Source organism: Streptomyces sp. NPDC059224 (assembly GCF_042754285.1).
In the GTDB taxonomy this organism is placed as follows: domain Bacteria; phylum Actinomycetota; class Actinomycetes; order Streptomycetales; family Streptomycetaceae; genus Streptomyces.
In genome coordinates this window covers 51,362-78,265 of the sequence record NZ_JBHZAN010000003.1, presented here as the reverse complement: position 1 = coordinate 78,265, position 26,904 = coordinate 51,362, and the positions used below count along the sequence as shown (strand labels likewise).

Below are 26,904 nucleotides of genomic sequence, written 5' to 3'. Positions count from 1 at the left end.
GGACGTATCGTGGCCGAAAGAGTGCCGCCCGATGACGCATGACCCGGGCAATCGCACACGAGGAAGTCGACCATGGCCGATCCCAAGGGTTTCATGACCACGCCGCGGGAGGAGTGGCCGCGGCGACCGGTCGAGGAGCGGGTCCGGGACTGGGACGAGGTGTACGTCCCGGGGGCGCTGCTGCCCATCATCAGCAAGCAGGCGGACCGCTGCATGGACTGCGGGGTGCCGTTCTGCCACGACGCGTGTCCGCTGGGCAACCTGATCCCCGAGTGGAACGACCTGGTGTCGCGGGAGGACTGGCGGGCGGCGGCCGACCGGTTGCACGCGACGAACAACTTCCCCGAGTTCACGGGGCGGCTGTGTCCGGCGCCGTGCGAGGCGGGGTGCGTGCTGGCCATCAACCAGCCGGCGGTCACGATCAAGAACGTCGAGTGTGCCATCGGCGACCGGGCGTGGGCGGAGGGTTTCGCCTCGCCGCGCCCACCGGACCGGCTGTCCGGGCGGACCGTGGCGGTGATCGGGTCCGGCCCGACCGGCCTGGCGGCGGCGCAGCAGCTGACCCGGGCCGGGCACACCGTCGCCGTGTACGAGAAGGACGACCGGCTGGGCGGACTGATGCGGTACGGGATCCCCGCGTTCAAGATGGAGAAACACCATCTGGAGCGGCGGCTGGGGCAGATGCGGTCCGAGGGGACGAAGTTCCGTACGTCGGTGACGGTGGGCCGGGACATCGGGGCGACGGAGCTGCGGATGCGGTACGACGCGGTGGTGATCGCGACCGGAGCGACGGCGTGGCGGGAACTCACGGTGCCGGGCCGGGAGCTGGACGGGATACATCAGGCGATGGAGTACCTGCCGCTGTCCAACAGGGTGGGCGAGGGCGATCTGGAGCGGTCACCGTTGTCGGCGGCCGGCAGGCACGTGGTGATCGTGGGCGGCGGTGACACGGGGGCGGACTGTCTGGGGACGGCGGTGCGGGAGCGGGCCGCGTCGGTGACCCAGCTGGACATCTACGCGCAGCCGGGGGCGGAGCGGGACGAGGACGTCGAGCCGTGGCCGACGTATCCGAAGATCTACCGGCTGTCGGCGGCGCACGAGGAGGCGCGGGACCTGGAGACGGCGCCCGACGCGCACGCGGACGCGCGGTTGTTCGCGGCGTCGACGCTGCGGTTCAGCGGCGACGGGAACGGGCATGTGCGGTCACTGCACCTGACGGAGGTGGACGCGGCGCGGCGGCCGTTGGAGGGCACCGGCCGGACGCTGCCCGCCGACATGGTGCTGCTCGCCCTCGGCTTCTCGGGGCCCGATCTGGAGGACGGGCTGGTCGACCAGTTGGGCGTGGTGACGGAGCCGCGCGGGACGATCGCCCGGGACGCGGAGTTCACCACCAACGTGCCCGGTGTGTTCGCCGCCGGGGACGCGGCGCGCGGGCAGTCGCTCATCGTCTGGGCGATCGCGGAGGGGCGGGCGGTGGCGGCGGCGGTCGACCGCTATCTGACGGGGAGTTCGCAGCTCCCGTCGCCGATATCGCCCTACGACCGGCCGATGACTGTATAGGGACGAGGGTGCGGGGGGAGCCGTAGAGCGGCCGGGTTCCCGGCCCGGCTGGGCCGGGTCCGGGCGTCATACGTCTGCCCGTCCGCGACGGGCGGGCCGGCCTGCGCGGGCCCTCCTGCAGGCTGAGCGCCGGCCTATCCGGTGGTGGCCCGGGGTTCGGCGCAGGGGCCTTCACGGCTTGCGTCCCACCGCCGCGTATCCCGGGATCACGCCGTCGTCCTGCCCCGGCACCGGCTCGCCCAGTTCCGGATGCCAGTGGTGGACCACCGAGACGCCGGGATCGGCCAGGTCCAGGCCGTCGAAGAAGCGGCCGAACTCCCCACGGGAGCGCAACGCCAGGGTGACTCCGGCCGCCTTGAGTTTCGCGGTGGCCGCCGCCGACTCCTGAGGGGTGAAGTCGGCGGTGGCGTGGGTCATGGTCAGGTAGCTGCCGGAGGGCAGTTCGGCGAGCAGGCTGCCGACCAGCTCGTGCGCGCCGTCGGCGTCGGGGACGAAGTGGAGCAGGGCGACGAGCGACAGCGCGACCGGGCGGTCGAGGTCCAGGATCTCGCGCGCGCCGGCGACGATCGCCGCCGGGTCGCGGACGTCGGCCTGGAGGTACTCCGTGGCGCCCTCGGGCGTGCCGCGCAGCAGGGCGGCCGCGTGGACCAGCACGATCGGGTCGTTGTCGCAGTAGACGACCCGGGCGTCGGGCGCGACGCCCTGGGCGACCTGGTGCAGGTTGGGCTCGGTCGGGATGCCCGTGCCGATGTCCAGGAACTGCCGTACGCCCCGCTCGGCCAGCCACCGGGTGGCGCGGTGCATGAAGGCGCGGTTGACCCGGGCCATCACCGGCACCCGGGGGTCGAGGGCCAGCATCTGCTGGCCCATGTCCTCGTCGACGGGGTAGTTGTCCTTGCCGCCGAGGTACCAGTCGTACATCCGCGCGGGATGGGGCCTGCTGGTGTCGATCACGAGGCGCTCCGCAGGCGTTCGACACGGTCGATGATCAATTCAGCACCATTACAAAGGAAGTTGAACAAGAAAAATTAAACAGTGTCAGGTGAGCAGGAAGTCGGCCTCCCCCGCTTTGGCGCCCTCGATGAAGGCCGTCATCTCGTCCGTGGTGTAGATCAGCGCCGGTCCGTCGGGGTCGGTCGACTGGCGGACGGCGATCCGGCCGTCGGCCAGCTTCATCGCCTCCAGACAGTTGCCGCCGTTGCCGCCGCTCCACGGCTTGTGCCAGCCCTCACTGCCCAGTTCCCGTGCGGGCATGCCGTTGTAGATCCGGTCGGTGCGGTTCCGTGGCCCGGACTGGGGCTTGATGCGATCCATTCACAGCTCCTTGCGGAGATCCCGGAGGATCTCCTTCGTGCGTTGTGCCGTAGCGGCCTGCGCCGCCATGCGGTCCATGACCTCGAGGTGGGTCGCCACCTCGGTGCGGGCGTCCAGGTAGACGGCGCCGGTCAGGTACTCGCTGTAGACCATGTCCGGGAGTTCGGGCATGGCGAATCGGAACAGCACGAAGGGCCCGTACGTCCCCGGGTGCGGCCCGTCGGCGAACGGGGCGACCTGGAGCGTCACATTGGGCAGCTTCGTGACCTCTAGCAGCCGGTCGATCTGCGCGCGCATCACCTCCGGACCCCCGACCGGGCGGCGCAGGGCGGTCTCGTCCATCACGGCCCAGAAACGTGGGGCGTCATCGCGGGTGAGCAGATCCTGGCGTTGCATGCGCAGGGCGACATGGCGCTCGATCTCCTCCGGCTGGGTCTGGCCGACGGCTCCCGACTTGAGCACCCCGCGCGCGTAGCCCTCGGTCTGCAGCAGCCCGGGCACGAAGTGCGGCTCGTAGGAGCGGATCAGGCTCGCCGCGCCCTCCAGGCTGACGTACATGGAGAACCAGCCCGGCAGGATGTCGTGGAACCGCTGCCACCAGCCGGGCTGGTTGGCCTCCTCGGCGAGCAGGACGAAGATCTCGGCTTCGTCGTCGGTCACCCCGTAGGCCTTCAGGAGCAGTTGGAGGTACGGGATCTTGAGGGCGACCTCGGCCATCTCCATACGGCGGACCGTGGCGGGCGCCACGCGGAGCACACGGGCAGCCTCCTCACGCTTGAGCCCGGCGCGTTCACGCAGGTCAAGGAGGCGCCGGCCGAGGACCACCTGGCCCACGGTCGGCGCGGACCGCGGCTCGCTCACGCTCCACCTCCACGAAGTTCCCTGGCCGGACCGTCACTTGTGTTCACCGGCGGTATGACCGCCGCCACATACAGGTGTCACCCGGCTGCAGGTGCCAGCGGCATGCTGACAGCCCAGCGGCGCCATTCGAAGACTCATTCGAGGATCCGACGGGGCGACCGGACCGAGCAGGGTGACCGAATTGACCGTAATGGCCGGAAACTTCCGGTTGAGTCGCATCGACCGCACTGGCCGGATCGGTCCGTCGGATCCTCACTCATCCCAACTGGCGCCGCTCGACATGCTGTTGCGAGCAGTGTGCCACGGCGTCCGACCGCGTCACACAGCACTCTGCATTTTTCAGAGTGACTCTTGCCAAGTGTTCACGGCGGGGCGATAGTGGCAAGCGTGATTCCGTCCCCGCCCTTAGGGGCAGACGCCGCCGCGGACCGTCTCGGTCTCGGCGCTGCCGCGGTTGTCGCCCCTGGTGGGGGCGGTGCCGAGCGCCGGTTCCGGTTCGAGCTGGCCGCTCATCCGGGTTCCCCCGCCCAGGCGAGACACCTGGTGCGTGCCCGGCTGACCGGCTGGTCGGTCTGCGAGGACACCTGCGACACCGCCGTGCTCGTCATATCCGAGTTGGTCACCAACGCGATCGTGCACACCGCGAGCAGTCGGGTCGTGTGCGAACTGCGCGACCACGACGACACGGTGCGCATAGCCGTGCAGGACGAGGGCTGTGCACCGGATGAGCCCCACCCGTCCCCACAGCGTCCGGAGGAGGAGCACGGGAGGGGGTTGCTCCTCGTCGAGGCGCTGTGCCAGGCCTGGGGGGCTCAGGAGCACGGTTCCGGGCTGCTGGTCTGGGCGGAGCTGTCGCGCCGGGCCGATGCCGCCCAGGACACCGCCGGGGCGCGCAACGACCTGGGGTGGGGCGCTCGCCCCGAGCCGGGCCCGTCGCGTGGCTCGTCCCGCGGAACCACGCGCGACCCCTCGCACGGGCCCGCGCACAGCCCGGTCCACCGTCCCTCGCCCGGTTCCGGGGAAGAGGGGCAGTCGGAGGCGGCGCTGCGCCCGGTGCCCGGGCGGAGGCAGGCATGAGCGGCGCCCCCGGTTCGGGCCGGCCGCTGGGCCTGGACACCCTGGTCAGGCTGCAGCGCGGCCGGCCGGCGGCCGCCCCGGGCGGTGACCGGCGACTCCTGGTGCCGGAGGGCATGACGACGCCGCTGGGCTGCGACGCCGTGGCGGTACCGGCACGTCTCGGGCCGCTGGTGGTACCCCGGTTGCCACGAGTGGGCTGCGTGTACGCCGACGGCACGCGCTGGTGGTGGATCGTCCCGTCCGACTCCGACTACGCCCTCAGCTGGCCCGCCCCGGCCCACTACAGCGCGGGAGCCCCGCTCGTCGGCGCCGCCCGGCTGATCCACCGTCCCGAGGGCACGGTGCCGTACACCCCGCCGATACCGCTCTACCTCGCCCTGTGCCGGGTGACCGGGACGACACCGGAGTGGTCACGCCCCCTGAGCGCGTGACCGCCACGCGGTTCCGGCCGGCGGCGGCGCGGGAGGCACTCGCCCGTTCCGAGGGCCGCCGTACGCCGGCGTAGTACCGACCCGCCCGTTCCGACGCCGACTGGACGCCGGCGTAGTACCGACCCGCCCGTTCCGAGGCCCGGCGAGGGCTTCGGACCAGGTCTTCTCCGGTCGGCCGGACCGGCCTCCCGTCCTCTCCCGCGGCCCACCCCGTCCTCACCGCCTCACCTCCTCGCCCCGCACCCCGCACCACCCCGGCGCACTCCCCCGTGCCCCGTGAGCCCCGTCGCACGCTCTGCCCGGGGGCCGCCGTGGCCGCGATAGTGGCCGTTCGTCCACGGCCCTGGGGGAGGAACTCGGTGACGAAGAGGCGGGACACGGCGGCGTCCGAGGTGTCGGAGTCGGAGGAGCTGTTGTTCGGGGGGCCGCTCCGCTACGACATGGGGTGGAACCAGCACCGGGACGCCTTCCTGGAACTTGACCTCCGCGCGATGCTGACCCGCCTTCCCGGCATGCTCATGTCGAGCCTGCGGCTGGCACGCCAGGCCGACGCAGGCGCCGCGCGCGTGGTGCTGGCCGCCCAGTTGGTCATCGGCGTGACCCAGGCCGTGAGTCTGCTGGCCGTCAACAGCGTGCTGGGGCGGCTGATCGGCGCCGGCGCCGGCACCATCGAGGAACGGCTGCGCGGTGCCGCCCCGGCCCTGGTGGTCATGGCCGCCGTGATGTTCCTGGCCGCCCTGCTGCGCGCCGCGTCCACCTACGCCACAGGCCGCCTGGAGCCCAAGGTCGAGCGGGTGGCGACCGAGATGTACCTGGAGCGCGCGGCGGCCGTCGAGCTCGCCGCGATCGAGGACCACGCCTTCCACAAGCTGCTGGACACCGCACAGTACGGCGCCTCCTCCGCCCGCCGCATGATCATGTACGGCACGCGGGTGGTGAACGCGATGATCTCGCTGATCGCCGCGGCCGGTGTGCTGACGGTGCTGCATCCGGCCCTGCTGCCGCTACTGGTCACGATGACGGTCCCGAGCGCGTGGGGCGCCCTGACCAACGCCCGGCGCCGCTACGAGTCGTTCCACACCTGGGTGCAGCACGCCCGCGCCGGTCATCTGATCAGCTCCCTGCTCACCGAACCGGAGGCGGCGCCGGAGATCAGGGTGCACGGGGTCGGACCGTTCCTGCTGCGGCACTTCCGGGCGATGTCGGAGACGGCGGAGGCGGAGCAGGCCCGGCTGGCCCGGCTCGCCGCCCGCACCGGCCTGATCGCGGCGGCCTGGACCGGTCTGGCGACGGTCGCCACGTACGCGACGCTGGGCGCGCTGCTGCTGAGCGGGGCGATGGCCCTGTCGGTGGCCGGTACGGCCGTGATCGCGATCCGTACCGGCTCGGCCAGCCTCAACACCCTGGTGCTGGAGGTCAACACGCTGCACGAGGAGGCGCTGTTCGTGGGCGACCTGGAGCGGCTGTACGTCGAGGCCGCCGAGCGGGCCATCCCGACCGGTGGCGACACGCTCCCGGAGGATCCGCGGGAGATCCGCTTCGAGAAGGTCACGTTCAGCTACCCCGGTGACGCGACCCGTCCCGCCCTGGACGACGTCTCCCTCACACTCCCGCTCGGCCGGATCATCGCCCTGGTCGGCGAGAACGGCTCCGGCAAGACCACCCTGGTCAAGCTGCTGGCCGGGCTGTACCAGCCGGACCGGGGCCGGATCCTGTGGGACGGGGTCGACGCGGCGCGGGCCGACCGGCACCGGCTCGCCGAGCGCATCGCGATGGTGGCCCAGGACTTCAAGCGGTGGCCCTTCACCGCCAAGGTCAACGTGGCCGTCGGCCGCTCGTCGGCGCCGCTCACCGAGGAGCGGCTGGCCAGGTCGGTCTCGGAGGCGGGCGCCGAGGAGGTGGTCGAGGACCTGCCGCACGGTCTGGAAACCCTGCTGGCCCGCAACTTCAGCGGCGGTCACGAGCTGTCCGGAGGCCAGTGGCAGCGGCTCGGCATCGCACGGGCCGCCTACCGGCGCGGTCGCATCCTGATCGTGGACGAGCCGACGGCCGCCCTGGACGCCCGGGCCGAGCTGGAGGTCTTCGAGAAGATCCGCGCGCTGGCGGGCAGCGGGCAGACCGTCGTGCTGATCACGCACCGTCTGGCGTCGGTCCGCCATGCCGATCTGGTGCACGTCCTCGACCAGGGCCGGGTCGTGGAGTCCGGGACCCCCGACGAACTCCTGGCCAACGGCGGTGTCTACGCGGAGCTGTACGCGCTCCAGGCGGACCAGTTCACGACCAAGGTGCCCGCCCGGAAGGTGAGTTAGCCCCGGCCGGTCCCAGACCGGCCCCGCCCCGAACCGGTCCCCGCCCCCGGACCGGCCCCGCCCCCGTTCCGGGCCGGTCCCCATCCCCGTCGCCGACCGGCTCGGCCGGCCCCCGATGAGCCCTCGCCCAACCTCGCCTAGCCCTGGGCTCCGTCTCCGCCGCGGACGATGACCAGGAACGTGTCCGTGGCCAGGTCCATCACGACCTCCGCGGGCATGCCCTCGAGTCGCCGCGCATGCGCGAACTCCTCCGCCGGCCATGATCCGCGCGGTCCGCCTGCGGGAAAGCGTTCGAGCACGGTTCGCCCGTTCACCATCCTGCACCTCCAGAAGTGCGTCGTACTTGTTGGAGTTAACGCTCTGGAGAACACGAATGGCTCGCCCGGTGACGGTACTGAGACACAGCCGACACGTCACCGGCGCGGAGGGTGAGGGTCCGTTGACTTTCGGCCACTTCCGTGACCGCTTGTGTCAGTCCTCGTACTCGTCGTGACAGCGCACCGGGCCGCTGCCCCCGGACGCCCGGCCGAACGCCGTCAGGTCGAGCAGGGAATTGGTCGAGCCGAGTCCGTCGAGACCGCGGTCGTGGGCGGAGTAGGTGTGGAAGACCCGGTCGCGCTCCCTCAGGAAGCAGCTGATGCCGGGCCGTTCGACCGGTTCGTCGTCGACCACGAGGGTCGCCCCGAAGTCGCGGTTGAAGTCGCTGTGGCAGGAGGAGTACCAGGGCAGCGTCCAGCCCATCCGCGCCTTGAACGGCAGGATCCTGGTGAACGGCGCCCGGGACACCGCCGCGAACGAGGTACCGCGCGCCCGCAGATGGGCGAGATGGCCGATCTGGTCCAGGAACGCGGAGCAGTTGGGACAGCCTGCCTCCCACTCCGGCGCGAACATGAAGTGGTACACGATCAGTTGCGCCCGTCCTTCGAAGAGGTCGAGCAGGGTGGCCTTGCCGTCGCCGCCCTCGAACACGTACTCGGGGTCCACCTCGACCATCGGGAGCCGGCGCCGCTCGGCGTTGAGCACGTCCCGCGCGCGCGTGAGCGCCTCTTCCTTGAGCAGCAACTCCTCGCGCGCGGCACGCCACCGCTCACGCGAGACGATCTCCGGAAGCGACATGGGCCCTCCTGTACGACGGTCGGTTCCGGGTGGTGACCGCCGGGAGGCGGAGAACTCATCGGCGCGGCCGGAGATTTTTTCCGGCGTCACCGTCAGGTGCCGTAGCCCCTGATGCGCCGGCCCTGGGCGGCGGCCGGCGGCGAGCGGCGCTCACCGTCTCGACGTAGGGCAGCGTCCTCGCGCCGGGTGAGCCGGACCGCACATCCTGTCCCGGCTCTGTCGTGCACCGGCGGGGGCGAGCACGCTGGCGGCACCACCTCCTGGAAGGAGCCGGGCATGCTCCTCGGCACCTGGAACCTCGAGAACCTCTACCGACCCGGTAGCCCCTTCGGCCCCAAGGACAAGTCCGCGTACGAGGCCAAGCTCGCCGCCCTCGCCTCCGTGATCGGCGCGCTGGACCCGGCCCTGCTCGGAGTCCAGGAGGTCGGCGACCCCGGTGCCCTGGCGGATCTGGCCGAACTGCTCGGTGCGAACTGGCACGTCGCTCTCTCCGCGCACGCCGACGGCCGGGGAATCCGGGTCGGCTTCCTGGCCCGCACCGAGCTGACCGTGGTCTCCGACACCGCGGCTCTCCCGGCCCAGCTGGACCCGGTGCAGACCGACGACTCGGGGACCACCGTCACCGGGACCGGGCGCGGCTTCCTGGCCGTGACCGTGCAGACCCCGGCCGGTCCGCTGACGGCGGCGGTGGCCCATCTCAAGTCCAAGCTCCTCAGCTACCCCGGCGACCGTTTCTCCCCGCGCGACGAGGGCGAACGGGCGCGTTACGGCGCGTACGCCCTCTTCCGGCGGGCCGCGGAGGCGGCGGCCCTGCGGGCGCTGGCGGACGAACTGCTGGACGGGCAGGGCAGGTCCAGGGACGTGACGGTGCTCGGGGACCTCAACGACGAGGTGCAGGCGGCCACCACCCAGATCCTGCTCGGCCCGCCCGGCTCGGAGATCGGCACCACCGGCTACGACCGCGCCGACCGGGGCGACGCCTTACGGCTGTGGGACACGGCCCCGCGGATTCCGGCCGGGCAGCGCTACTCCCGTGTGGACTCCGGCCGCCGCGAGCTGATCGACCACATCCTCGTCAGTCACCACCTGGTCCACCGTCTGGCGGCGGCGGGCACCGGCCTGCCGGGCGCCACCGCGCCGCCGGACCTGCCGTCGGTGGGCGAGGACCCGGCGGAGCGCCGCGGAGTACCGGGGTCGGACCACGCACCGGTGTGGGCGCGGTTCGAGGACTGAGGCGTACGGCATGGCCGGGGTCGCCCGTGCCGCCGGGCCGCGGCCGGCATCCGCAGCACCGTGAGTCCGAGCTTCTGTCCGTCGCGCTCCAGCTCGGCCGCCAGGTCGTCGAGTCGCCGGGCCTGCCGGGGGGTGAGGCGTCCGGTCTCGTCGAGGTGCACGGCGCACGCGGTGGTCGTGTCCACGAGCCCTTCGAGTACGGCAGCCACCGCGTCGGTGCCCTCGGTGCGCCGGGCGAGGGCGGGGAGTTCGGCGGCGGCGAGGGTGATGGCGGTGCGGGCCTCGGCGAGGGTGCGGTAGGCCTCGCGGCGCAGGGCCGGGCGTTCGCCGCGGTCGGCGGACTCGCTCAGGACGTGGTCGAGGTAGGCGTGCGCGGCCCGCCCGGCCGCCGCGAGCCGGGCCCGTACCCCGCCGCCCCGTTTCCCGGCCATCGGCAGATGGCCCACGATCAGCACGATCGCGCAGGCCAGCAGGGTCTCGCCGATGCGGCTGAGGGATGCCTGCGGTTCGCCGCCGGCCATGACCAGGGCGAGCACCAGGACGGTGGCGGCGGCGGTCTGGGCGGCGAAGTGCCGGGTGGCCACCGGGAGGACCGCTCCGCAGACGGCGACCAGCGCGACGAGTCCCTCGGGCCGGGGCAGTACGGCGGCGAGGCCCGCGAAGACGAGGGCGCCGAGGACGGTGCCGGCGGCCCGGCACAGCACCCGGGAGGCGAGCGGTCCGAGGTCGGGCTTGACGAGGAAGACGGCGGTGGCGGGCAGCCAGTACCAGTGCTGGTGCTCGCCGTACCAGCGGGCCTGGTGCAGGGCCTGGGCGATGGCGGCGCTGGCCCCGAAGCAGAGGGCGACCCGCAGCCCGTACTCCCGGCCGCCGCTGCCGAACGCGGCCCGCAGGATCTCCTTCGGGCCGCGCCGCCGGGCGGGTGGCCGCTGCCCCGCGCCCTCGGTCTCGGCCCGGTCGAAGGACTCGGCGGCGCGCAGCAGGGCGTCGTCCAGGGCGCGCAGGGCGGGTACCGACCGGGACGGCGCGGGCAGTGGCCCGGTGGCGGCGTTGCCCCGGACCGCCGCGGCGAGCCGCCGGGGCCCCTCGGCGGCCCGCTCGGACGTCCGCCGGTCCGCCCAGGCGAGGGCGGTGGCCGCCTCGGCGAGGGGCAGCGCGGCCGCGTACTGCGCGTACAGCCGGCGCTCGGCGGCGGAAGTGGCGTACCGCCGCAGCCGGGGCCCGGTGAGCGCGTCCTGGGCCTGGTCGAGTGCGGTGCTCAGCGCCTTGCGCCGGCCGAGGGCGGCCTCGCCGCCGACGGCGTCGAGGAGGTCGGCGACGGCGTCGTACACGGCGGCGACGGCGTCGCGTTCCCCGTCGAAGCGGTAGTCGCCGGCGAGGGCGCCGGGGGTGGGCAGGGCGAGCCGCAGCACCAGCAGCCAGCCGGCGCCGGCGAGGAAGGCGAGGGCCCGCTGCCCGCCCGGTTCGGCGACCGGCATCCCGGCGCCGATGGCGGCGGCGACCAGTAGCTGCGTCCCGGCCGCGGAGGCGACCGGCCCGACGGCGCTCGCCCCGCCGGCGACCAGTCCGAGCCCGGTGAGCAGCAGGGTCAGGGGGACGGCGGTGAGGTGTTCGCCGCCGTACGTCCCGGCCAGCAGCCCGACGCCCCCGGCGGCCGCGGGCACCCCGAGCCGGCGTACGGCGGCCCGACGGCTGCCCGGCCGGTCGTTGATCCCGGCGAGCATCGCGGCGATGGCGGCGACCACCCCGAGACAGGTGTGGTGGAGGACGATCGCGGTGAGCAGCAGCGGTCCGGCGGCCATCGCGCCTCTGGTCACGGCGGTCCACGGGACGGGCCCGCGCTGAGCGCGCAGGGCGTGGGCGAGCCAGGGCGGCAGGGCGGCGGGAGGGGACACGGGGCTCCTGTCCGGGCGCGGGCGGGGTGTGCCTTCGGACGACGGTGGCCGGGCTGTCGGCTTCGGTGTTCCCACCGTAGGCCGTGTTCCCGTACGGAAAGGTCCGTCTGTATTTCGCAGGTGTGACAAGTGGGGCGAAGAGCCGTGTTCTTTATGAACGCAATTTCACGGTGAACGGGAACGGGCCCGGGAGCGTAGCCTGCCCCCGGGCCCTGGAGAGCCGCCCATCGTCACACGCCGGTCCACTTGAGAACCCGGGTCAGTCGTGAGGTCGCCGCGTCCTTCCTTTGGACCACCACGCATCGAGCTGCGCGGGCAGGACTTGAACCTGCATTTCGACGTGCTGGGGCCCGGGCCCGGTCGATCCGGCGATCGGCGGCGAATGCCGAGTCTGGAGCGAGAGTCTGAGATTCAACGCGGTCCGCCCCGTGTTCTGTGGGGGTACGACCGCTCGTCACGACAAGGCTCAGCTTCAGCTTTGCGCTCCTCGCGCACCCCGGCCGCGAAGGGCCGGGGAGTCTGGAACGGCTATCCGAAGAGATAGCCGAACACGGCGTCACCGACCCGCTGGTCGACGACGTCGGTGCCGTTCGCCTCCTCGCGGGCGAATTTGACGGCCTGCTGCAACTTCTCGACCCGGTCGAGGAGTTCGTTGATCCGCCGGGCGGGCAGAGCACCCGAGAACTTCACGGTGGTCCAGTACCCCACCGGAACGTCCTCGTAGTACACCTCGACCTGCGCCGGGTGTTTCTCGGTCGCCTCGGCCTTCACGTGGTTGCGGGGCACCTTCTTGGTCCGCAGGGTCCGCACCGGCTCGGTCTTCCAGGCGTCGGTGGAGGGATCCTGCACCCACGACTCGGAGGCGTCGAGCACGGGCAGCTTCCGCACGAAGGTGTTGAGATCGACGAGCTGCTTCTCCAGGAACAGCAGGTAGGCCACGGGTACGGCGGCGACGAGCACCCGCCCGTCCACCTTCACGTCGGCCCTGGCCGCGCAGTTGGCCCAGTCCTTGGTGGCGGTCACGTCGAAGAGCCGCGTCAGCGTGGCCGAGGTCTCCCGCAGCACGTCCTCGGCCTTGACCTGAACCCGCGTGGACTCGGGCGGCAGCTGCTCACCCTCCTCGTCCTTCGGCTGATACGTCCGCGAGATTCCGGCCAGCAAAGCGGGCTTCTGCAGCCCGTGATGAGCTGCCGTCAGGTCCTGCTGAGCCTTTGATGCCCTTCTCGACCGCGATGATCTGATTGAGTTTCGCCACGTGAGGGACGGTAGCAACGTCAACTCGGCTGTCTCCAACGGATTTTCGAGCGGCGAATGGATTCCGTCCGCGATCCCGCAGGAATGCCGTCGACAGGACATGGGAGGTGCGGGAATCCGGCGGACCCCGCGGCCGGTGGTCTCCCTGCCGAACGGAAATCCGGGTGCGATCACGGGCCCGTGTCCGGATGATCGGTACACCGCCGGTCGTCTGCCCGAGGAGCTGCCGTGATCCGTCGTGTCACCACCCCTGTCCTCCTTCCGCCGCCCCGCTGTTCGCACGCCTCCGTCGTCGAGGGGGCGGGTGCGTGAGCGCGGCTGACGAGGCCGTGGTCCGGCGGGCGCTGGAAGGGGATGCCGCCGGCGTCGCCGATGTCTGGCTGCGCTCGTTCTCCGCCGCCCTGCCCACCGTCGTCCGGCCGCGCTCCGACGACGAGGTGCGGGCGTACTTCAGGGACGTGGTGGTGCCGGAGCGGGAGACCTGGCTCGCGCAGGCGGACGGCCGCGTGGTGGGCGTGATGGTGCTCGACGAGGGTGTGCTGTCCCAGTTGTACCTCGACCCCCGGTGGCGGGGGCGCGGCCTCGGCGACCGGTTCGTCGCGCTGGCCAAGGAGCGCTCCCCGCGGGGGCTCACGCTCTGGACGTTCGAGGTCAACAAACCGGCGCATCGGTTCTACGAGCGGCACGGCTTCGTCGCCGTCGAGCACACGGACGGCAGCGGGAACGAGGAACGGGAGCCGGACGTGCGCTATGTCTGGCGCCCCTGAGGGCCGCCCCACGCCCGCCTCTTCGGCAACGGCTTCGCGTAGCTGCCCGCCCGGCTGGTCGTGAGCCCGAGCGTCACCAGTGACTCCGCCAGTTTCACCGCCGCGCCGACGCCGTCGACCACCGGGAGCCCGAGCTTCTCCCCCATCGCGCGCTGCAGTCCCGTCATCCCGGCGCAGCCGAGGACCAGGACCTCGGCGCCGGCGTCCCGGGCGCGTTCGGCCGCCGCGAGGAACGCGGCCTCGGTGCGCCCGGGGTCACCGGCGAGGTCGAGGACGCCGAGTCCGGTGCCGGCGACGGCGACGCAGTTGCGGGCCACCCCGGCGTTCTCCAGGCTGTCCTCGATCTGCCCGCGCGACCGGTCCAGGGTGGTGACGACGCCGTAGCGGCGGCCCAGCAGGCAGGCCAGGTGGGCCGCCGCCTCGGTGATGTCGACGACGGGGACGTCCAGCAACTCACGGGCGCCTTCCCGCCCGTGCTCTCCGAAACCGGCCATGACCACCGCGTCGTACGGCGGACCGGCGTAGGTCCGCAGTGCGTCGAGGACCGCCGCCGCCGACAGGTAGCTGTCCAGCCAGCCCTCCGCCGACTCGGGTCCCCAGTCGGGGGTCAGGCCGGTCACGGTGGTGCCCGGGCCTGCGGCGGCCCGGGCACCTCGTACGATCTCCTCGGTCATCTCCTGCGTGGTGTTGCAGTTGGTGACGACGATCCGCACGGCCGTCATACCTCCCGCGTGGCGACGGCCCGCTCGGTGCGGCAGAGCGCCGCGTACAGCCCGGCGGCCAGCGCCGTGCCGATGAACCAGGAGTACGGCGCCACCTCGCTGAACGTCTTCACGAGCGCGAGCACCGCCGCGACCGCCGCCGACGGCAGGAACGCCCACAGGGCCTTGGGGTTGACGCCCTTGCGGTAGTGGTACGGCGCTCCCGGCGCCGCGTCGAAGAGCTTCTCGACGTCCACTGCGCCGCGCTTGACCCAGTAGTAGTCGACCATGATCACGCCGAACAGCGGGCCCAGGAAGGCGCCGAGGCCGCCCAGGAAGTAGTTGACGACGGTGGGGTTGGAGAAGAGGTTCCAGGGGGTGACGACCAGCGCGGCGACCGTGCTGATCATGCCGCCGGCCCTGAAGCTGATCTTCTGCGGCCAGACGTTGGCCAGGTCGTACGCCGGTGAGACGAAGTTGGCGACGATGTTGACGCCCATGGTGGCGACCGCGAAGGTCAGCGCGGCCACCACCAGGACCCAGGTGTTGCCGACCTTGGCGACCAGTTCGGCGGGGTCGGTGATGGCCTCGCCGAAGACCTCCAGCGAGCCCGCCGTGACGATCACGGAGACGACCACGAACGCCGTGGAGTTGATGGGCAGGCCCCAGAAGTTGCCGCGGCGGACGGTGCGGTAGTCGGGTGCGAAGCGCGAGAAGTCGCAGAAGTTGAGCATCAGCGTGCCGTAGGTGGCCAGGATCAGCCCGATCGCACCGAACCACTGCCGCCACTGCTCGCCGGCCGAGACCGGGTGCGGGGTGGAGGTGAGCGAGATGCTCCAGTGGGCCCGGGCCAGGATCCAGAGGGCGAGCGCGATCATCACCAGCCAGATCGCGGGGCCGCAGAAGTCCTGGAACCTGCGGATCGTCTCCATGCCCCGGCTGATGATCGCCGCCTGGATCAGCCAGAGGGAGACGAAGGAGGTCCAGCCGAGCGCGTCCAGGCCCAGGAAGGAGTGGTGGGTCCAGGACTCCAGGCCGGGCCAGGCCGCCAGCAGCATCACGTTGACGGCGACGGACGCCAGATAGGTCTGGATGCCGTACCACATGATGGCGATCACGGCCCGGATGAGTGCCGGGACGTTGGCGCCCCAGACGCCGAAGCTGATCCGGCTGACCACCGGGAACGGCACGCCGTGGCGCTGTCCGATCCTGCCCATCCGGTTCATGCCGACGTAGATGAGCACGAAGCCGGCGAGGAGGGAGGTGAAGACCTGCCAGACGTTCATGCCGAGGACCAGGAGGCCGGCGGCGAAGGTGTAGTTGCCGAGGTTGTGGACGTCGGACATCCACATGGCGAAGAGGTCGAAGACCTTCCAGTTCCGCTTCTCGGCGGGGGCGAGGTCTTCGTTGGTGAGCCGGGGGTCGGGGACGAACGCGGGTGCGCCGGTGGCTTCGGCGCGGTCGGCCAGGGACACGGGGCCTCCAGGAACTACGGGGCTGCGGGGACAGGGAGGGGCGGAGGGTGATTGCCGAATGGTGCGCGTTTGGTATACCAAACTGGGGTCATGGTCCTCCCGTCAAGCGTTCCGACCGATGTCCGTCCCGTTACGGCTCCGTAAAAGCCCCCCAGGTCGGCGAGGATGGCCTCATGGGATCCCCCACGACGAAGATCGAACCCCTGGGCGCGGTGCGCGAGCGCGTCCTCGCGACGCTGCGGCAGGACATCATCGCGGGGCGTCTGGGCCCGGGCGACCGGCTGGTCGAGCGCGAGCTGGCCGAGCGGTTCGGGGTGTCCCGGGTGCCGGTGAGGGAGGCGATCCGGGCCCTGGTCGCCGAGGGATTCGTCCTCTTCGAGTCGGCTCGCCGCACCGTCGTGCGCCGGCTGACCCCGACCGACGTCAAGGAGCTCTTCGAGCTGCGCGAGGCGCTGGAGGTGTACGCGGCCGGGCTGGCGGCGGCACGGGCGACCCCGCAGGCACTGGCCGAGCTGCGGGACCTGCTCGACCGGGCCGCCACCGCGACGCGGGCCGGGGACGCCGAGACGATCACCGACATCAACACCCGTTTCCACGACCGGATCCTGGCCCTGGCCGGCAACAGCCTGCTCATCTCGGTGATGGAACCGGTCGACGGCCGGCTGCGCTGGCTCACCCGGCGGAACGAGGAGTGGCCGCAACTGCTCACCGAACACCGCGAGCTGTACGACGCGATCGCCTCCGGCGACCCGGACCGCGCCCGCGCCCACGCCCTGCGCCACGTCCGGGCCAACCACCGGTCGACGGTACGGCACCTCTTCGGCGAGGAGCCCGGGCAACAGCCCTGACCTCACATCAAGCCATCCACAGGAACACCCGTTCGAACAGCAATCTCCTAGAGTTCACCTCATCGGCGAAGACCGGAGCGGATCCGGTCGGACCACACGGGGAGGACATCACCATGGTGAGCAGGCGGGGGCTGTTGAGCGGAGCCGCGCTGATGGGAATGGGCGCGGTGGGCGGCCTGGCGGCGAGCGCGGGGACCGCCGCGGCCGACACTCCACTGGACACACCGTTCACCCCGGTCTCCGCACCGCATCTGGCCGAGGCCGAGCAACTGGTGCAGTACCAGCGCATGCTGGCGGCCGGCTACCTGCCGACGGGACTGGCCGGGCACTGGCCGCTGGACGGCTCCGGCACCGACCGCTCCGGCCTGGAGCATCCCGTCGCCCTGGGCTCCGGAGCGAGCTGGACCGGCCTGCGGGCGGGCGGTGAGCTGAGCCTCGACGGCACCTCCGGCGCCTACGCGGCCACCGGCCCGGTGCTGGACACCACGACCCCGTTCACGGTGACGGCCTGGGTCCGGCTCGCTGACGACGCCGTACTGACGAACATGTACACGGCCGTCAGCCAGGACGGCGCCGGCGCCAGCCGATTCCTGCTCCAGTACGACGACGCGGCCGGGACCTGGGCCTTCAAGGTGCGCAGCGAGGACCAGAGCACCAAGGTCTCCGCACTGGGCGCCACACCCGTCACCAGGACCGGCGTCTGGACCCATCTCGCGGGTGTCTGGGACGGCACCCGCGTCCGGCTCTACGTGAACGGTGTACTGGAAGGCAGCGCCGACACGACCCTGTCCTGGGCCGCGCCGCAGGGCTTCAGCATCGGCCGGGCCCGCTGGGACGGCGGCTACGTCAACCGCTTCAAGGGCGCGATCGACGACGTCCGCGCCTACGGCCGCGCCCTGAGCGCCGCCGAGATCGCCCTGGTCAGCGGCGCCACGGCACGTGCCAACAACGTCTACCTGATGAACGCGACGGCGACCGTCAGCTGGGGCCGCCCGGACGACCCGGCGAGCTGGGTGGCCCGGGCCCGCTGCTCGTCCTTCGTCACGGCGCTGCTCAGACACACCTACGGCTGGGCGACCGACGCCTACTTCCTCCAGTACTTCCAGGACAAGGGACCCGAAGCCGCCGACTACTGCACGGCCTTCCTGAAGAACACCGGCGGCCCCCGCTTCCGTCCCGTCCGCGAGGTCGCCGACCTACGGCCGGGCGACCTGATCGCGATCGACTACAGCGGGCAGGACACCGAGAACACCGGGCACATCGTGATGGTCCGTGCGGTCAAGGGCGTCTTCAGCGGCGTCGCCGACTTCCCGAACGAGACCCAGTACGCCGTCGAGATCATCGACTGCACCTCCGACCCGCACGGGGTCTACGGCCTGAAAAACTACCCGCAGTACCCCGACACCCGCATGGTCAGCAACGTGGACGGCGAGAGCCTCCAGGGCGTCGGCATCGGACACATGATGTTCTACGCCGCCGACGCCACCGGAGCGTTCTCCCGCTACCGCTGGAGCGTCAACTCCTCCGCGTCCACCGGCACCCACCCGGTCACCGACCGCCCGGTGGCGGCCGCCCGCGTGGTCTGAGCGCTCTGCCGTCCTCACAGCCCGGCCGCCTCGGCCGCCGTGCGCAGCACCTCGCGGAGCATCTCGGGGGTGAGGCGACCGGTGAAGGTGTTGCGCTGGCTGACGTGGAAGCAGCCGAAGAGGTCCAGGCCGTCGAGGCCGACCCGGGTGCCGTGACCGAAGGCCGGCCGGGGCCGGGGCACGCTCCAGCCGGCCGCGGCCAGCGCGGGCAGCGCGGCCTGCCAGCCGAAGGCACCGAGCACGACGGCGGCGCGCGCCGTCGGACGCAGCACCGTCAGCTCCTCGACCAGCCAGGAGCGGCAGGTGTCGCGCTCCTCGGGGGTCGGTTTGTTGTCGGGCGGGGCGCAGTGCACAGGCGCGGTGATGCGCACTCCGTGCAGTTCCAGACCGTCGTCGATGCGCTCCGACGTCGGCTGCGAGGCGAGCCCGACGTCGTACAGCGCCTGGTACAGCACGTCACCGGAACGGTCTCCGGTGAACATCCGGCCGGTGCGGTTGGCACCGTGCGCGGCCGGCGCGAGGCCGATGATCAGCAGCGGGGCGTCGGCCGGCCCGAAGCCCGGGACGGGCCGGCCCCAGTACGTCCACTCGGAGAACGCGGCGCGCTTGGTACGCGCCACCTCCTCCCGCCAGGCGACCAGGCGGGGGCAGGCCCTGCATTCGCTGACCCGCTGGTCTAGCCGGGCGAGGGGGGTGAGCGGGGAGGGGACGGGGTGGGGGGAGGGAGGGGGGAGGGGCACAACCCCAACGGTAGAGCTGCAGGCACCTGGCCGTACGGCGTGGGGGCTCGTTCCTGTCGCCCCGAGTGGTCTGCGTACGCTGCACGGGCTGCGTGGGCGTCCGGGAAATCGGCTCCGTTTCTCTCCGCTCGTGGGGCTAAGGTCGGGGCATGGCTTCTGAGGACGCGGGTGAGAGCAGGGAGCGCGGGAGCGGCGGGACGGGAATCCCCGCCGCCGCACAGCCTGCCGAAGGCGCCGGAGCGCCTGCCGCCCAGACCCCCGACTCGTCCCCTGACTCGTCCCCCGGCTCCGCTTCCGCCCCCGACCCCGCCGCAGTGGCGGCGGCCGTCGCCGCCGCCGAGGCCGCGGGGCCCGCTCCCGGTGAGAACGTGCGGATCGACAGCTGGATCTGGGCCGTACGCCTGATCAAGACACGCTCGATGGGAGCCACGGCCTGCCGGGGCGGGCACGTCCAGGTGAACGGCGAGCGGGTCAAGCCCGCCCACTCCGTGCGCGTCGGGGACGAGGTGCGGCTGCGTCAGGAGGGGCGTGAGCGGGTCGTCGTCGTGAAGCGTCTGATCCGCAAGCGGGTCGGGGCCCCGGTGGCCGCCCAGTGCTACGTCGACAACTCGCCGCCGCCCCCGCCCCGGGAGGCCTTCGTCCCGATCGGCCTGCGTGACCGCGGTGCCGGACGCCCCACCAAGCGCGACCGCCGCGACCTGGAACGGCTGCGCGGGCTCGGCGGGACGGGCGGTCCGGGTGGGGCGGGCGGTCCGGGCGGAACGGGCCGGCCACCGGGTGGCGGACGCCCCGGCGGACGGTGATCCACCGGGGTCGGTCCGCCCTGCGCGCGGCGGTCGCGGGGGTCATGTGCGTGACCGCAGCAGTCCCCACAGCCGGGTGTTCTGTTCACGCCGGGCCCAGGCGATCAGGGCCAGCGGCACGATCAGGATCAGCGGGGTCGCCGCGTTCTGGCCGTCGAAGACGGTGACCTGGACGATGAACGCGCCCACCATGAGCGCGCTCAGCGCCGTCGCCGCCACCGACTGCAGCACCGGTATCAACAGGGCGACCGCACCGGCCAGTTCGAGTGCGCCGATGGTGTACATGCCGACGCCGCCCCAACCGATCCTGTCGAAGGAGTCGACGGCGGACGGGTGCGCGATCAGCTTGGGCAGGGCGCTCGCGACGGCGTAGAAGAGGGCGAGCAGCACCTGCACCGTGCGCAGGGCCAGGCGGGCCCTGCGGCCACGGGCCGCCGCCGGCTCGGCGATGCCGGGGGCCGAGGCGGTGGTGGCGAGGGAGGCGGAGGCGGCGGACTCGGTCATGGGGTTCTCCTGCGGGAAGCGGTCCCTGTTGCTGTCACAGAGGTAGACCCGCCGCCGGCCCGGAACTCATCGAGTGCCGGCAGGATTTCCCGGCCGCCGCCGTTTCTCGCTATGCCGCCGGTACCGCCCGCACCCACACTCCGTCCTCGGTCAGGTACTCGGTGGCCGTCAGTCCCGCTTCCGCGAGTGCTTCCTCGAACTGCTCCCGGGTGAGTGGCCGGGCCAGGAACGTCTGTGTCCAGGCGGCGTCCGGGAACTCGTATTCCACGTGCACGGAGTTCACGCCGTCCCCGACCGGCCGCGCGGACACGATCCGTACCGTGTAGCCGCTGGGGTCGACGCGTTCCCTCGGCACGTTCGAGTGGTAGTCGGCGCCCTCCCGCTGGATGAGCACGCAGCCGCCGTCCGCGACGTGTGCCGCGCAGGTGCGCAGCATGCCCCGGCGTACGTCCGGGTCCCCGGTGTGCACCAGGAACGACGCGAGCATCACGACGTCGAATTTCTCGCCGAGGTCGAGCTCTTCGATGGTGCTGTGGATCGTGCGTGCGCCGTGGACGCGTTCCAGCATCTGGGCTGACTCGTCCACCGCCGTGACGGTGAACCCGCGTGCCAGGAGTGGGTGTGTCATCCGTCCCACGCCACTGCCCAGTTCCAGGATGTGGGCGCCGGCCGGGACCGCCGCCTCGATGATGTCCGGCTCGCCGCCGACGGACAGCCGCGAGTAGAGCTCCACCGCGCAGCCGTCCGGGGTGATCGCACCGGGCCCCGTCCCTTCGTACCCGTCACGCATCTCAACCGTCATGCCCGTCCAACGACCCGTCCGGGTGGGGACGTTCCCGTGACGGGGTCATCCTTTCCAGGGGAGCCAGCCGTGTCCGAGGTACCAGTGGCCGCCCGTCCGCAGGTGGTCGCCGACCGCCCGCTCCACCGAGGTGCGGCGGGGCAGGTCCTGGATAGGCAGGTCCGGGGCGCCGAACACGAACTGGACGGCCGCGGTGTCGACCGGCTCGGTGTCCTCGTATCCGGGGCGGAACCGTTCCTGGAAGCGGACGATGTTCGAGTCCGCCCGCAGGTAGCGCTTCAGCTGCGGGTCGAGCAGCCAGGAGTGGCAGGTGGCGACCGCGTACTCCGTGTCGGGGAAGTGCCGGGGGAAGAAGCCCCGTGCCAGGGCCAGCGAGCGGTCGCAGGCGGTGGGGGTCAGGGGCCCGCGGTAGTCGGGTATGTGCAGGTCCAGACTGGGCGTCCCCGGAGCGACGGCCGCGGACGGGTCCGTTCCGGTCGCGGTGATCGCCTGGGCCGTGCGTTCGCCGAGCCGGGTCCGTTCGTACTGCAGCCGGCCCAACTGGTACAGCTCGCCGCGGAAGTGGCGGACGAGCCAGGACGCCTGGAAGGCCGACAGTCCTCCCCTGCCGTAGCGCCTGCGGTGCAGCGTCATGCCGCGTCCCAGGTCGGCGAGCGTGTGCCGGGACACGTCGGCGGGGATGTTCCGTGCCTGGTGGTAGGCGCGGGCGTGGGGCAGTGCGGCGAGGAGGACGTAGACCAGGAAGTATCCGTCGAGTGCGGCCGGGGCGGCGGCGGCGAGCTCGTCGAGCCCGGACGGGCTGCCGGACCCCGCCGGAGCGGCCGGAGCGGCGGGATCGGAAGAGGTGCCGGTGACCTCGTCGGCGCCTGCGGCGAGCAGCCGCAGTACTCCCGGGTCGGCGGTCACCGTCCGCCGCAGGGCCACCACCTCGTTGATGTCCTCGTGCGGCACGGCGAGGTCGAGGAGCAGGTCGGGCAGGTCGTCGGCGTCCGGCAGCACGGTGGGTTCCCCCCTTGGTGAACGTCCTGGTCGAAGAGTACGTTGCAGAGAGGAGTGGTGATCCGTGATGCGTACCGGCAGTGAACCGGCGACCGCGCGCAGTGCGCTGAGGGCGCGGTTGTGGCTGAGTGTGTGGGGCGTGGCCTGGGCGATCTTCGGGACGGCGGCGTTCGCGCTGGTCGGCCGTCCGGGCTGGGCGGCGGCCTGTGGGGTGCTGTGGCTGGTGGCCACGGCCGACATGATGATGATCCTGCGGCACATCCGGCAGGGTCCGCATTACCAGCCGGGTCGGGACGTGCCGCCGTACCGGCCGGCGGACGGTGGTCCGCGGCGGCTGCGGCGTCCGCCGCAGCACCGTCACCCGTGAGTGGCCGTTCGCTCACCCGGCGTCGTCGAAGCGGGCCGCTTTCAGGTACTCGGGGTTCGGGTCCAGGGCGGCCGCGAGCCGGAAGTGGCGTATCGCGAGGTCGGCGCGGGCCTGGCGTTGGTAGGTGCGGGCGAGCGCGAAGTGGGCGAACGCGTTGTCCGGCTCGCGTTCGAGGACGATGGTGAACTCCAGCTCGGCGGGGCGTAGTTGCGCGGCGGCGAAGAAGGCACGCGCGCGCAGCAGCCGGGCGGCGGTGTTCTCTGGGTGGGCGGCGATCACTCCGTCGAGCAGTTTCACCGCACCCCGTGGGTCCCGTGCGTTGAGCAGTTGCTCGGCGGCACGGAAGTCGATGACATGCGTCTCCGGAGTACGTCCTGTCGAACCGCTGGTCTCGGGCACGGCACAGTCCTTCCCTCGCTGAAGCGGTTCAACGCCCGGACGGGTGCCCGCTATTTCGAAGAGGTGTGGCGGCTAGTCCGGGCGGCCTTCGCGGGCCCGGCGCACGAGGTCGGTCCAGACCGTGGCGACCTGCTGTTCGAGCTGGTCCAGGGGGACGTCGTTGTCGATCACGATGTCGGCGATCTCCAGGCGCTTCTCGCGTGTCGCCTGGGCGGCCATGCGCGCGCGTGCGTCGTCCTCGGTCATCCCGCGCAGGCGGGTGAGCCGGTCGAGCTGGGTGTCGGGGGCGACGTCCACGACGATGACGAGGTCGTAGAAGGGGGCGAGGCCGTTCTCCGCGAGGAGCGGAACGTCGTTGATCACCACTGCGTCGTCGGCGGCGGAGTTCTCCAGTTCGCGGGAGCGGGCTCCGACCAGGGGGTGGACGATCGAGTTCAGTAGGGCGAGCCTGTCGGGGTCGGCGAAGACGATGGAGCCGAGCTTCGGCCGGTCCAGGGTGCCGTCGGCGGCGAGTACGCCGGGTCCGAAGGCCTCGACGACGGCGGTGAGGCCGGGGGTTCCGGGCTCGACGACCTCGCGGGCGATGCGGTCGGCGTCGATCAGTACCGCTCCGTGTCCGACGAGCAGTCGTGACACTTCGCTCTTGCCGGCGCCGATCCCGCCGGTGAGACCAACTTTCAGCATGCTCCGAAGCTTAGGCCCTGCCACCGACACGGGTCCGGACCGGTCCGGGGTACCGCCTCGGGCCGGCCCTCCCGGGTACCCGGGAGGCCCCTGGCCGCGGGGAGACCCGGGTCGCGGGAGGCTCAGGTCGCGGGCGCACCCTGGTCCGGGACGGGCCCGGTGGAGGCTGCGCGGGGTTCAGCCGTCGCCTTCCCGCTCCGCGAGGAAGCGCTCGAACTCCAGGCCGATCTCGTCCGCCGAGGGGATCTCCACCGGCTCGGCGAGCATGTTGCCCCGGGTCTCGGCGCCCGCGGCGGCGTCGTACTGGTGTTCAAGGCCCTGGACCAGGGCGGTCAGTTCCTCGTCGCCCTCCTGGACCTGGCGGTCGATCTCCGTCTGCGTGCGGTACGCGTCCGTGCGCAGGGCGTGCGCAATGCTGGGGAGTACCAGGCCGGTCGCGCCCGTGATGGCCTCCAGGACGGTCAGGGCGGCGTCGGGGTAGGCGGAGCGGGCGATGTAGTGCGGTACGTGTGCGGCGACGCCCAGGACGTCGTGGCCGGCCTCCATGAGGCGGTATTCGACGAGTGCCTCGGCGCTGCCGGGTACCTGGGCCTCGTCGAAGGGGCTGCTGTGGCCCGGGACGAGGTCGGTGCGGTTGCCGTGCGGTGTGAGGCCGACGGGCCGGGTGTGGGGGACGCCCATGGGGATGCCGTGGAAGTTCACGGCCAGCCGGACGCCGAGCCGTTCCACGATCTGCCGTACGGCGGCGGCGAAGCGTTCCCATTCGACGTCCGGTTCGGGGCCGGACAGCAGCAGGAAGGGTGCGCCCGTGGCGTCCTGGACCAGCCGGACCTCGATGCCGGGCTCCTCGTACTCGGTCCAGCGGTCCCGCTTGAAGGTCAGCAGCGGGCGGCGGGCCCGGTAGTCCACGAGCCGGTCGTGGTCGAAGCGGGCGACGACCTGGTGGGGCAGCGAGTCGAGGATCCGGTCGACGATCTGGTCGCCGGTCTCGCCCGCGTCGATGTATCCGTCGAAGTGGTAGAGCATGACAAGACCTGCCGACTCCTGGGCCAGCGCCATGTCCACCACGGCGAGGCCCTTCGGCTCCCATGCGTACAAACCCTGCGGATCAAGCACTGTGACCGCTCCTCCTCGTGTTCGTACGGGACAACGTGGCGGGGGCGGCGGGCATTCCCGCCCCCGCTGCGATCAACTGACCGTTCGGCGTCCTGTCATGCCGGAGGGTTCCCGGCGCACGCCCGTCGACGTTCTTCCCGTGCCGGCGGGACGCGGCTGCGTGGACGTGTCCGCGTCCTGGCGGGCCCTATGCGGACAGCACGCGCGCGTGCAGTGCGGTGACCGCTTTGCGCGCGGAGCTGAACGCGCCGTGCTGCCAGGCGTCCGTGTGGCTGAGCCAGTCGCCGGCGAAGTAGACGCGGCCGGTGGGTTCGTTGAGCGGCTTGTAGCGCACGTCGTCGGGGCCGCCGGGGGTGTCGTGCCAGGCGGCTTCCAGGTGGGGGGTCTGGCGCCAGTGGTGGGAGAAGGAGGAGACCAGCTCGGTGCGGTACTTGTCGCCGTAGATCTTCACGCCGGCGGCCACGGCGCGTCGTTCGCGCCGGGCCGGGGTGAGTTCGGCGTAGGAGTCGGCGTCGGAGCCGTAGTTGTAGTAGCCGATGAGGACGCCTCGTTCGCCGTGGAAGCCGTGGGAGGGGTGCCAGATGTGGGTGACGTCCTGGTCGGTCTCGGTGATGCCGCCGTAGATGCGGTGGTCCAGTTCCCACCAGCGGGAGCGGTATTCGAGGCCGATCTTGGCCGCGGACGACGGGGTGACGGCCGCCAGGGCGTTCTGTACGCCGGAGCCCAGGTTGTGCGGCACTTCGGCGAGGATGTTGGGGGGCATGGCGGCGACGCAGTAGTCGGCGTCGACGGTCCTGGTACGGCCGCCCTGGGTGTAGGTGACGGTGACGCCGTGGCCCTTGTCGGTGATCGCGGAGACGACGGCTCCGGTGCGGATGCGGTGGGCGCCGATCGCCCGGGTGAGCGCTCTCGGTATCCGGTCCATGCCGCCGACCGGCTGGAACATGAGCATCGCCTGGTCGAAGCCGAACTCGAAGGAGAAGTAGCGTCCGACTCCGCTGGCGAACACCTCGGAGGCGGCCGGGACGTCGCCGAGGAGGACGCCGGGGGTGCCGGCGGCGGCGGGGACGGTCGTGTATCCGCGGCGCTCACCGCCTTCGTAGGTCAGGTTGTCGCCGAGTGCGCCCCAGTCCTTGAGGAATTCGACGAGCCGCTCCTGGTCGGCGGCGGTCAGTTCCTTGTCCAGGGCGCCTTTGTCGGTGGCCTTGGCGAGCAGTTCCGAGACGTAGCCGTACACGTCGGCCTTGGCGGTGCGGTAGCGCTCGGGTCCGGTCATGCCGGCGGACTCGTTGTAGAGGTACGCGTCGGCGTTGGTGTTGGTGAACACCTCGATGGGGACGCCGAGTTCACGGCAGTAGTCGAGGGTGATCATCCATTGGGGTATGCGGGCCGGTCCGGCGTTCATGTAGTGGCCGGTGGCGAATCGTGCGGTCTGTGTGTGGCCGTGGAGGTCGGTGGTGGAGTCGCCGCCGCGGACGGTGAAGTTGCGTCCGCCGGTGCGGTCCCTGGCTTCCAGGACCGTGCAGTGGTAGCCGGCCTTGCCCAGTTCGTAGGCGGTGGTGAGGCCGGCGATGCCTCCGCCGAGGACGACGACGGTGGCGGCGGCGCGCCCGGTGAGGGTGAAGTCGCTGGTGCCGGGCGCCCGGAAGGGCTGTTCGCGCTGGGCGGCCTGGGCAGTGGGGGCGAGGCCGAGGGCGCCCATGGTGGCGAGCATGGTGCCGGCGCCGCCGGTGAGACCGACGTTGCGCAGGAACGTCCGCCGGCTCGTCCCTGACCCGTGCTGAGGCTGTGCCATGTCCGGACTCCTCTCCCGATCTTGAACGAAGACCGGGGAAGCGTCCCAGCGCCGCGTTACGGCCCTGCGGTTACTCGTGTATCCCGCACGTTTCTGTGTACGGGACGTCCGGCGCCACGAGGGGGCGCCGGGGAGCCCGCGTTGCCACGGGGTACGGGGAGCCGCGCGCTCAGCCGCGAACGAGGCCGTGCGGGCGGACGATCGCGTGCCCGTGGACGAACGCCGAAAACACCGGGAACACCGGGAACACCGGGAACACCGAGGGGCC

General features: G+C 72.0%; 25 protein-coding genes and 2 pseudogenes. 10 read left to right on the top strand and 17 right to left on the bottom strand.

What is annotated here, in order from left to right:
• The first annotated feature begins 72 nt into the window (after positions 1-72).
• Positions 73-1,560 (top strand): glutamate synthase subunit beta, encoded by a 1,488-nt coding sequence (locus tag ACFXI4_RS04215; RefSeq protein WP_384988016.1) that lies wholly within the window; start codon positions 73-75, stop codon positions 1,558-1,560.
• Positions 1,561-1,731: 171 nt separating this feature from the next.
• On the opposite strand, the gene ACFXI4_RS04210 is transcribed toward ACFXI4_RS04215, so the two are convergent.
• From ACFXI4_RS04210 to ACFXI4_RS04200, 3 genes are all read right to left on the bottom strand, one after another.
• On the bottom strand, positions 1,732-2,514 hold the full coding sequence (locus ACFXI4_RS04210) for an SAM-dependent methyltransferase (protein WP_384988014.1): 783 nt from the start codon (positions 2,512-2,514) through the stop codon (positions 1,732-1,734).
• An 84-nt stretch (positions 2,515-2,598) separates the two neighbouring features.
• Complete coding sequence (locus ACFXI4_RS04205; protein ID WP_362726559.1) at positions 2,599-2,874, bottom strand: DUF397 domain-containing protein; 276 nt, start codon at positions 2,872-2,874, stop codon at positions 2,599-2,601.
• Positions 2,875-3,735 carry a helix-turn-helix transcriptional regulator gene (locus ACFXI4_RS04200; RefSeq protein ID WP_384988012.1) on the bottom strand — a complete coding sequence of 287 codons (861 nt, stop codon included), beginning with the start codon at positions 3,733-3,735 and terminating at the stop codon, positions 2,875-2,877.
• Positions 3,736-4,113: 378 nt separating this feature from the next.
• Here ACFXI4_RS04200 and ACFXI4_RS04195 point away from each other — a divergent pair, with 378 nt between their 5' ends.
• The 3 genes from ACFXI4_RS04195 to ACFXI4_RS04185 all read left to right on the top strand — a co-directional run bounded on the left by ACFXI4_RS04195 (position 4,114) and on the right by ACFXI4_RS04185 (position 7,552).
• Positions 4,114-4,812 carry an ATP-binding protein gene (locus ACFXI4_RS04195; protein WP_384988010.1) on the top strand — a complete coding sequence of 233 codons (699 nt, stop codon included), beginning with the start codon at positions 4,114-4,116 and terminating at the stop codon, positions 4,810-4,812.
• Positions 4,809-5,243 carry a hypothetical protein gene (locus ACFXI4_RS04190; protein ID WP_384988008.1) on the top strand — a complete coding sequence of 145 codons (435 nt, stop codon included), beginning with the start codon at positions 4,809-4,811 and terminating at the stop codon, positions 5,241-5,243. Before ACFXI4_RS04195 ends, ACFXI4_RS04190 begins: the two co-directional genes overlap by 4 nt.
• A gap of 440 nt (positions 5,244-5,683) precedes the next feature.
• Complete coding sequence (locus ACFXI4_RS04185; protein ID WP_362721701.1) at positions 5,684-7,552, top strand: ABC transporter ATP-binding protein; 1,869 nt, start codon at positions 5,684-5,686, stop codon at positions 7,550-7,552.
• 137 nt (positions 7,553-7,689) lie between these two features.
• Here ACFXI4_RS04185 and ACFXI4_RS04180 read toward each other — a convergent pair whose 3' ends face one another.
• Together ACFXI4_RS04180 and ACFXI4_RS04175 are read right to left on the bottom strand one after the other, a co-directional pair.
• The gene (locus tag ACFXI4_RS04180; protein WP_362721692.1) at positions 7,690-7,869 is read right to left on the bottom strand and encodes a hypothetical protein; all 180 of its coding nucleotides are present in this window, start codon (positions 7,867-7,869) and stop codon (positions 7,690-7,692) included.
• A gap of 154 nt (positions 7,870-8,023) precedes the next feature.
• The gene (locus ACFXI4_RS04175; RefSeq protein WP_384988006.1) at positions 8,024-8,668 is read right to left on the bottom strand and encodes a DUF899 domain-containing protein; all 645 of its coding nucleotides are present in this window, start codon (positions 8,666-8,668) and stop codon (positions 8,024-8,026) included.
• A gap of 111 nt (positions 8,669-8,779) precedes the next feature.
• Between ACFXI4_RS04175 and ACFXI4_RS04170 the strand changes: the two are divergent.
• A pseudogene (locus ACFXI4_RS04170) lies at positions 8,780-9,811 on the top strand (endonuclease/exonuclease/phosphatase family protein); the annotation flags it as partial.
• On the opposite strand, the gene ACFXI4_RS04165 reads toward ACFXI4_RS04170, so the two are convergent.
• On the bottom strand, positions 9,748-11,718 hold the full coding sequence (locus ACFXI4_RS04165; RefSeq protein WP_384988315.1) for an FUSC family protein: 1,971 nt from the start codon (positions 11,716-11,718) through the stop codon (positions 9,748-9,750). The pseudogene ACFXI4_RS04170 and the gene ACFXI4_RS04165 overlap by 64 nt on opposite strands.
• A gap of 606 nt (positions 11,719-12,324) precedes the next feature.
• Positions 12,325-13,051: pseudogene (locus tag ACFXI4_RS04160) on the bottom strand (hypothetical protein).
• 307 nt (positions 13,052-13,358) lie between these two features.
• Here ACFXI4_RS04160 and ACFXI4_RS04155 point away from each other — a divergent pair.
• Complete coding sequence (locus ACFXI4_RS04155) at positions 13,359-13,817, top strand: GNAT family N-acetyltransferase (RefSeq protein WP_384988004.1); 459 nt, start codon at positions 13,359-13,361, stop codon at positions 13,815-13,817.
• On the opposite strand, the gene ACFXI4_RS04150 is transcribed toward ACFXI4_RS04155, so the two are convergent.
• Both ACFXI4_RS04150 and ACFXI4_RS04145 read right to left on the bottom strand, forming a co-directional pair.
• Entirely contained in the window at positions 13,799-14,530 is a 732-nt protein-coding gene (locus ACFXI4_RS04150; protein WP_384988314.1) for an aspartate/glutamate racemase family protein, read from the bottom strand. The two genes, ACFXI4_RS04155 and ACFXI4_RS04150, sit on opposite strands and share 19 nt — an antisense overlap.
• 5 nt (positions 14,531-14,535) lie before the next feature.
• Positions 14,536-15,993: an NCS1 family nucleobase:cation symporter-1 gene (locus tag ACFXI4_RS04145; RefSeq protein WP_362722800.1), complete on the bottom strand. Its 1,458-nt coding sequence runs from the start codon at positions 15,991-15,993 to the stop codon at positions 14,536-14,538.
• Positions 15,994-16,166: 173 nt separating this feature from the next.
• Between ACFXI4_RS04145 and ACFXI4_RS04140 the strand changes: the two genes are divergently transcribed.
• The gene (locus tag ACFXI4_RS04140) at positions 16,167-16,841 is read left to right on the top strand and encodes a GntR family transcriptional regulator (RefSeq protein WP_384988002.1); all 675 of its coding nucleotides are present in this window, start codon (positions 16,167-16,169) and stop codon (positions 16,839-16,841) included.
• A 113-nt stretch (positions 16,842-16,954) separates the two neighbouring features.
• Positions 16,955-18,427, top strand: coding sequence for a LamG domain-containing protein (locus ACFXI4_RS04135; protein ID WP_384988000.1), 1,473 nt, complete (start codon positions 16,955-16,957; stop codon positions 18,425-18,427).
• 14 nt (positions 18,428-18,441) lie between these two features.
• Here the strand turns inward: ACFXI4_RS04135 and ACFXI4_RS04130 are convergent, their stop codons facing one another.
• Entirely contained in the window at positions 18,442-19,167 is a 726-nt protein-coding gene (locus ACFXI4_RS04130) for a uracil-DNA glycosylase (RefSeq protein WP_384987998.1), read from the bottom strand.
• 149 nt (positions 19,168-19,316) lie between these two features.
• On the opposite strand from ACFXI4_RS04130, the gene ACFXI4_RS04125 reads away from it, so the two are divergent.
• Positions 19,317-19,970, top strand: coding sequence for an RNA-binding S4 domain-containing protein (locus tag ACFXI4_RS04125; protein ID WP_384987996.1), 654 nt, complete (start codon positions 19,317-19,319; stop codon positions 19,968-19,970).
• A 42-nt stretch (positions 19,971-20,012) separates the two neighbouring features.
• Here the strand turns inward: ACFXI4_RS04125 and ACFXI4_RS04120 are convergent, their stop codons facing one another.
• The 3 genes from ACFXI4_RS04120 to ACFXI4_RS04110 form a co-directional block, all read right to left on the bottom strand.
• A complete protein-coding gene (locus ACFXI4_RS04120) occupies positions 20,013-20,474 on the bottom strand; it encodes a DoxX family protein (RefSeq protein ID WP_384987994.1) in 462 nt (153 codons plus the stop codon).
• A gap of 109 nt (positions 20,475-20,583) precedes the next feature.
• A complete protein-coding gene (locus tag ACFXI4_RS04115; protein WP_384987992.1) occupies positions 20,584-21,264 on the bottom strand; it encodes a class I SAM-dependent methyltransferase in 681 nt (226 codons plus the stop codon).
• Between the two features lie 57 nt (positions 21,265-21,321).
• Positions 21,322-22,275 carry an acyltransferase domain-containing protein gene (locus ACFXI4_RS04110; RefSeq protein WP_384987990.1) on the bottom strand — a complete coding sequence of 318 codons (954 nt, stop codon included), beginning with the start codon at positions 22,273-22,275 and terminating at the stop codon, positions 21,322-21,324.
• Positions 22,276-22,342: 67 nt separating this feature from the next.
• Here ACFXI4_RS04110 and ACFXI4_RS04105 point away from each other — a divergent pair, with 67 nt between their 5' ends.
• Complete coding sequence (locus ACFXI4_RS04105; RefSeq protein WP_384987988.1) at positions 22,343-22,642, top strand: DUF6343 family protein; 300 nt, start codon at positions 22,343-22,345, stop codon at positions 22,640-22,642.
• A 12-nt stretch (positions 22,643-22,654) separates the two neighbouring features.
• Here ACFXI4_RS04105 and ACFXI4_RS04100 read toward each other — a convergent pair whose 3' ends face one another.
• From ACFXI4_RS04100 to ACFXI4_RS04085, 4 genes are all read right to left on the bottom strand, one after another.
• Positions 22,655-23,041: a tetratricopeptide repeat protein gene (locus ACFXI4_RS04100; RefSeq protein ID WP_362722957.1), complete on the bottom strand. Its 387-nt coding sequence runs from the start codon at positions 23,039-23,041 to the stop codon at positions 22,655-22,657.
• A gap of 72 nt (positions 23,042-23,113) precedes the next feature.
• A complete protein-coding gene (coaE, locus tag ACFXI4_RS04095) occupies positions 23,114-23,725 on the bottom strand; it encodes a dephospho-CoA kinase (RefSeq protein WP_384987986.1) in 612 nt (203 codons plus the stop codon).
• A gap of 177 nt (positions 23,726-23,902) precedes the next feature.
• Positions 23,903-24,841 (bottom strand): PAC2 family protein, encoded by a 939-nt coding sequence (locus tag ACFXI4_RS04090; protein ID WP_362725475.1) that lies wholly within the window; start codon positions 24,839-24,841, stop codon positions 23,903-23,905.
• 187 nt (positions 24,842-25,028) lie between these two features.
• The gene (locus tag ACFXI4_RS04085; RefSeq protein ID WP_384988313.1) at positions 25,029-26,555 is read right to left on the bottom strand and encodes a flavin monoamine oxidase family protein; all 1,527 of its coding nucleotides are present in this window, start codon (positions 26,553-26,555) and stop codon (positions 25,029-25,031) included.
• Positions 26,556-26,904 lie beyond the last annotated feature (349 nt).

What these genes read in the sequence shown, in the direction of transcription:
- ACFXI4_RS04215 (WP_384988016.1), top strand. Translation starts at nt 73, where the DNA reads ATGGCCGATCCCAAGGGTTTCATGACCACGCCGCGGGAGGAGTGGCCG.
- ACFXI4_RS04205 (WP_362726559.1), bottom strand. Translation starts at nt 2,874, where the DNA reads ATGGATCGCATCAAGCCCCAGTCCGGGCCACGGAACCGCACCGACCGG.
- ACFXI4_RS04190 (WP_384988008.1), top strand. Translation starts at nt 4,809, where the DNA reads ATGAGCGGCGCCCCCGGTTCGGGCCGGCCGCTGGGCCTGGACACCCTG.
- ACFXI4_RS04185 (WP_362721701.1), top strand. Translation starts at nt 5,684, where the DNA reads ATGGGGTGGAACCAGCACCGGGACGCCTTCCTGGAACTTGACCTCCGC.
- ACFXI4_RS04180 (WP_362721692.1), bottom strand. Translation starts at nt 7,869, where the DNA reads ATGGTGAACGGGCGAACCGTGCTCGAACGCTTTCCCGCAGGCGGACCG.
- ACFXI4_RS04175 (WP_384988006.1), bottom strand. Translation starts at nt 8,668, where the DNA reads ATGTCGCTTCCGGAGATCGTCTCGCGTGAGCGGTGGCGTGCCGCGCGC.
- ACFXI4_RS04140 (WP_384988002.1), top strand. Translation starts at nt 16,167, where the DNA reads ATGGGATCCCCCACGACGAAGATCGAACCCCTGGGCGCGGTGCGCGAG.
- ACFXI4_RS04135 (WP_384988000.1), top strand. Translation starts at nt 16,955, where the DNA reads ATGGTGAGCAGGCGGGGGCTGTTGAGCGGAGCCGCGCTGATGGGAATG.
- ACFXI4_RS04125 (WP_384987996.1), top strand. Translation starts at nt 19,317, where the DNA reads ATGGCTTCTGAGGACGCGGGTGAGAGCAGGGAGCGCGGGAGCGGCGGG.
- ACFXI4_RS04120 (WP_384987994.1), bottom strand. Translation starts at nt 20,474, where the DNA reads ATGACCGAGTCCGCCGCCTCCGCCTCCCTCGCCACCACCGCCTCGGCC.
- ACFXI4_RS04115 (WP_384987992.1), bottom strand. Translation starts at nt 21,264, where the DNA reads ATGCGTGACGGGTACGAAGGGACGGGGCCCGGTGCGATCACCCCGGAC.
- ACFXI4_RS04105 (WP_384987988.1), top strand. Translation starts at nt 22,343, where the DNA reads ATGCGTACCGGCAGTGAACCGGCGACCGCGCGCAGTGCGCTGAGGGCG.
- coaE (WP_384987986.1), bottom strand. Translation starts at nt 23,725, where the DNA reads ATGCTGAAAGTTGGTCTCACCGGCGGGATCGGCGCCGGCAAGAGCGAA.
- ACFXI4_RS04085 (WP_384988313.1), bottom strand. Translation starts at nt 26,555, where the DNA reads ATGCTCGCCACCATGGGCGCCCTCGGCCTCGCCCCCACTGCCCAGGCC.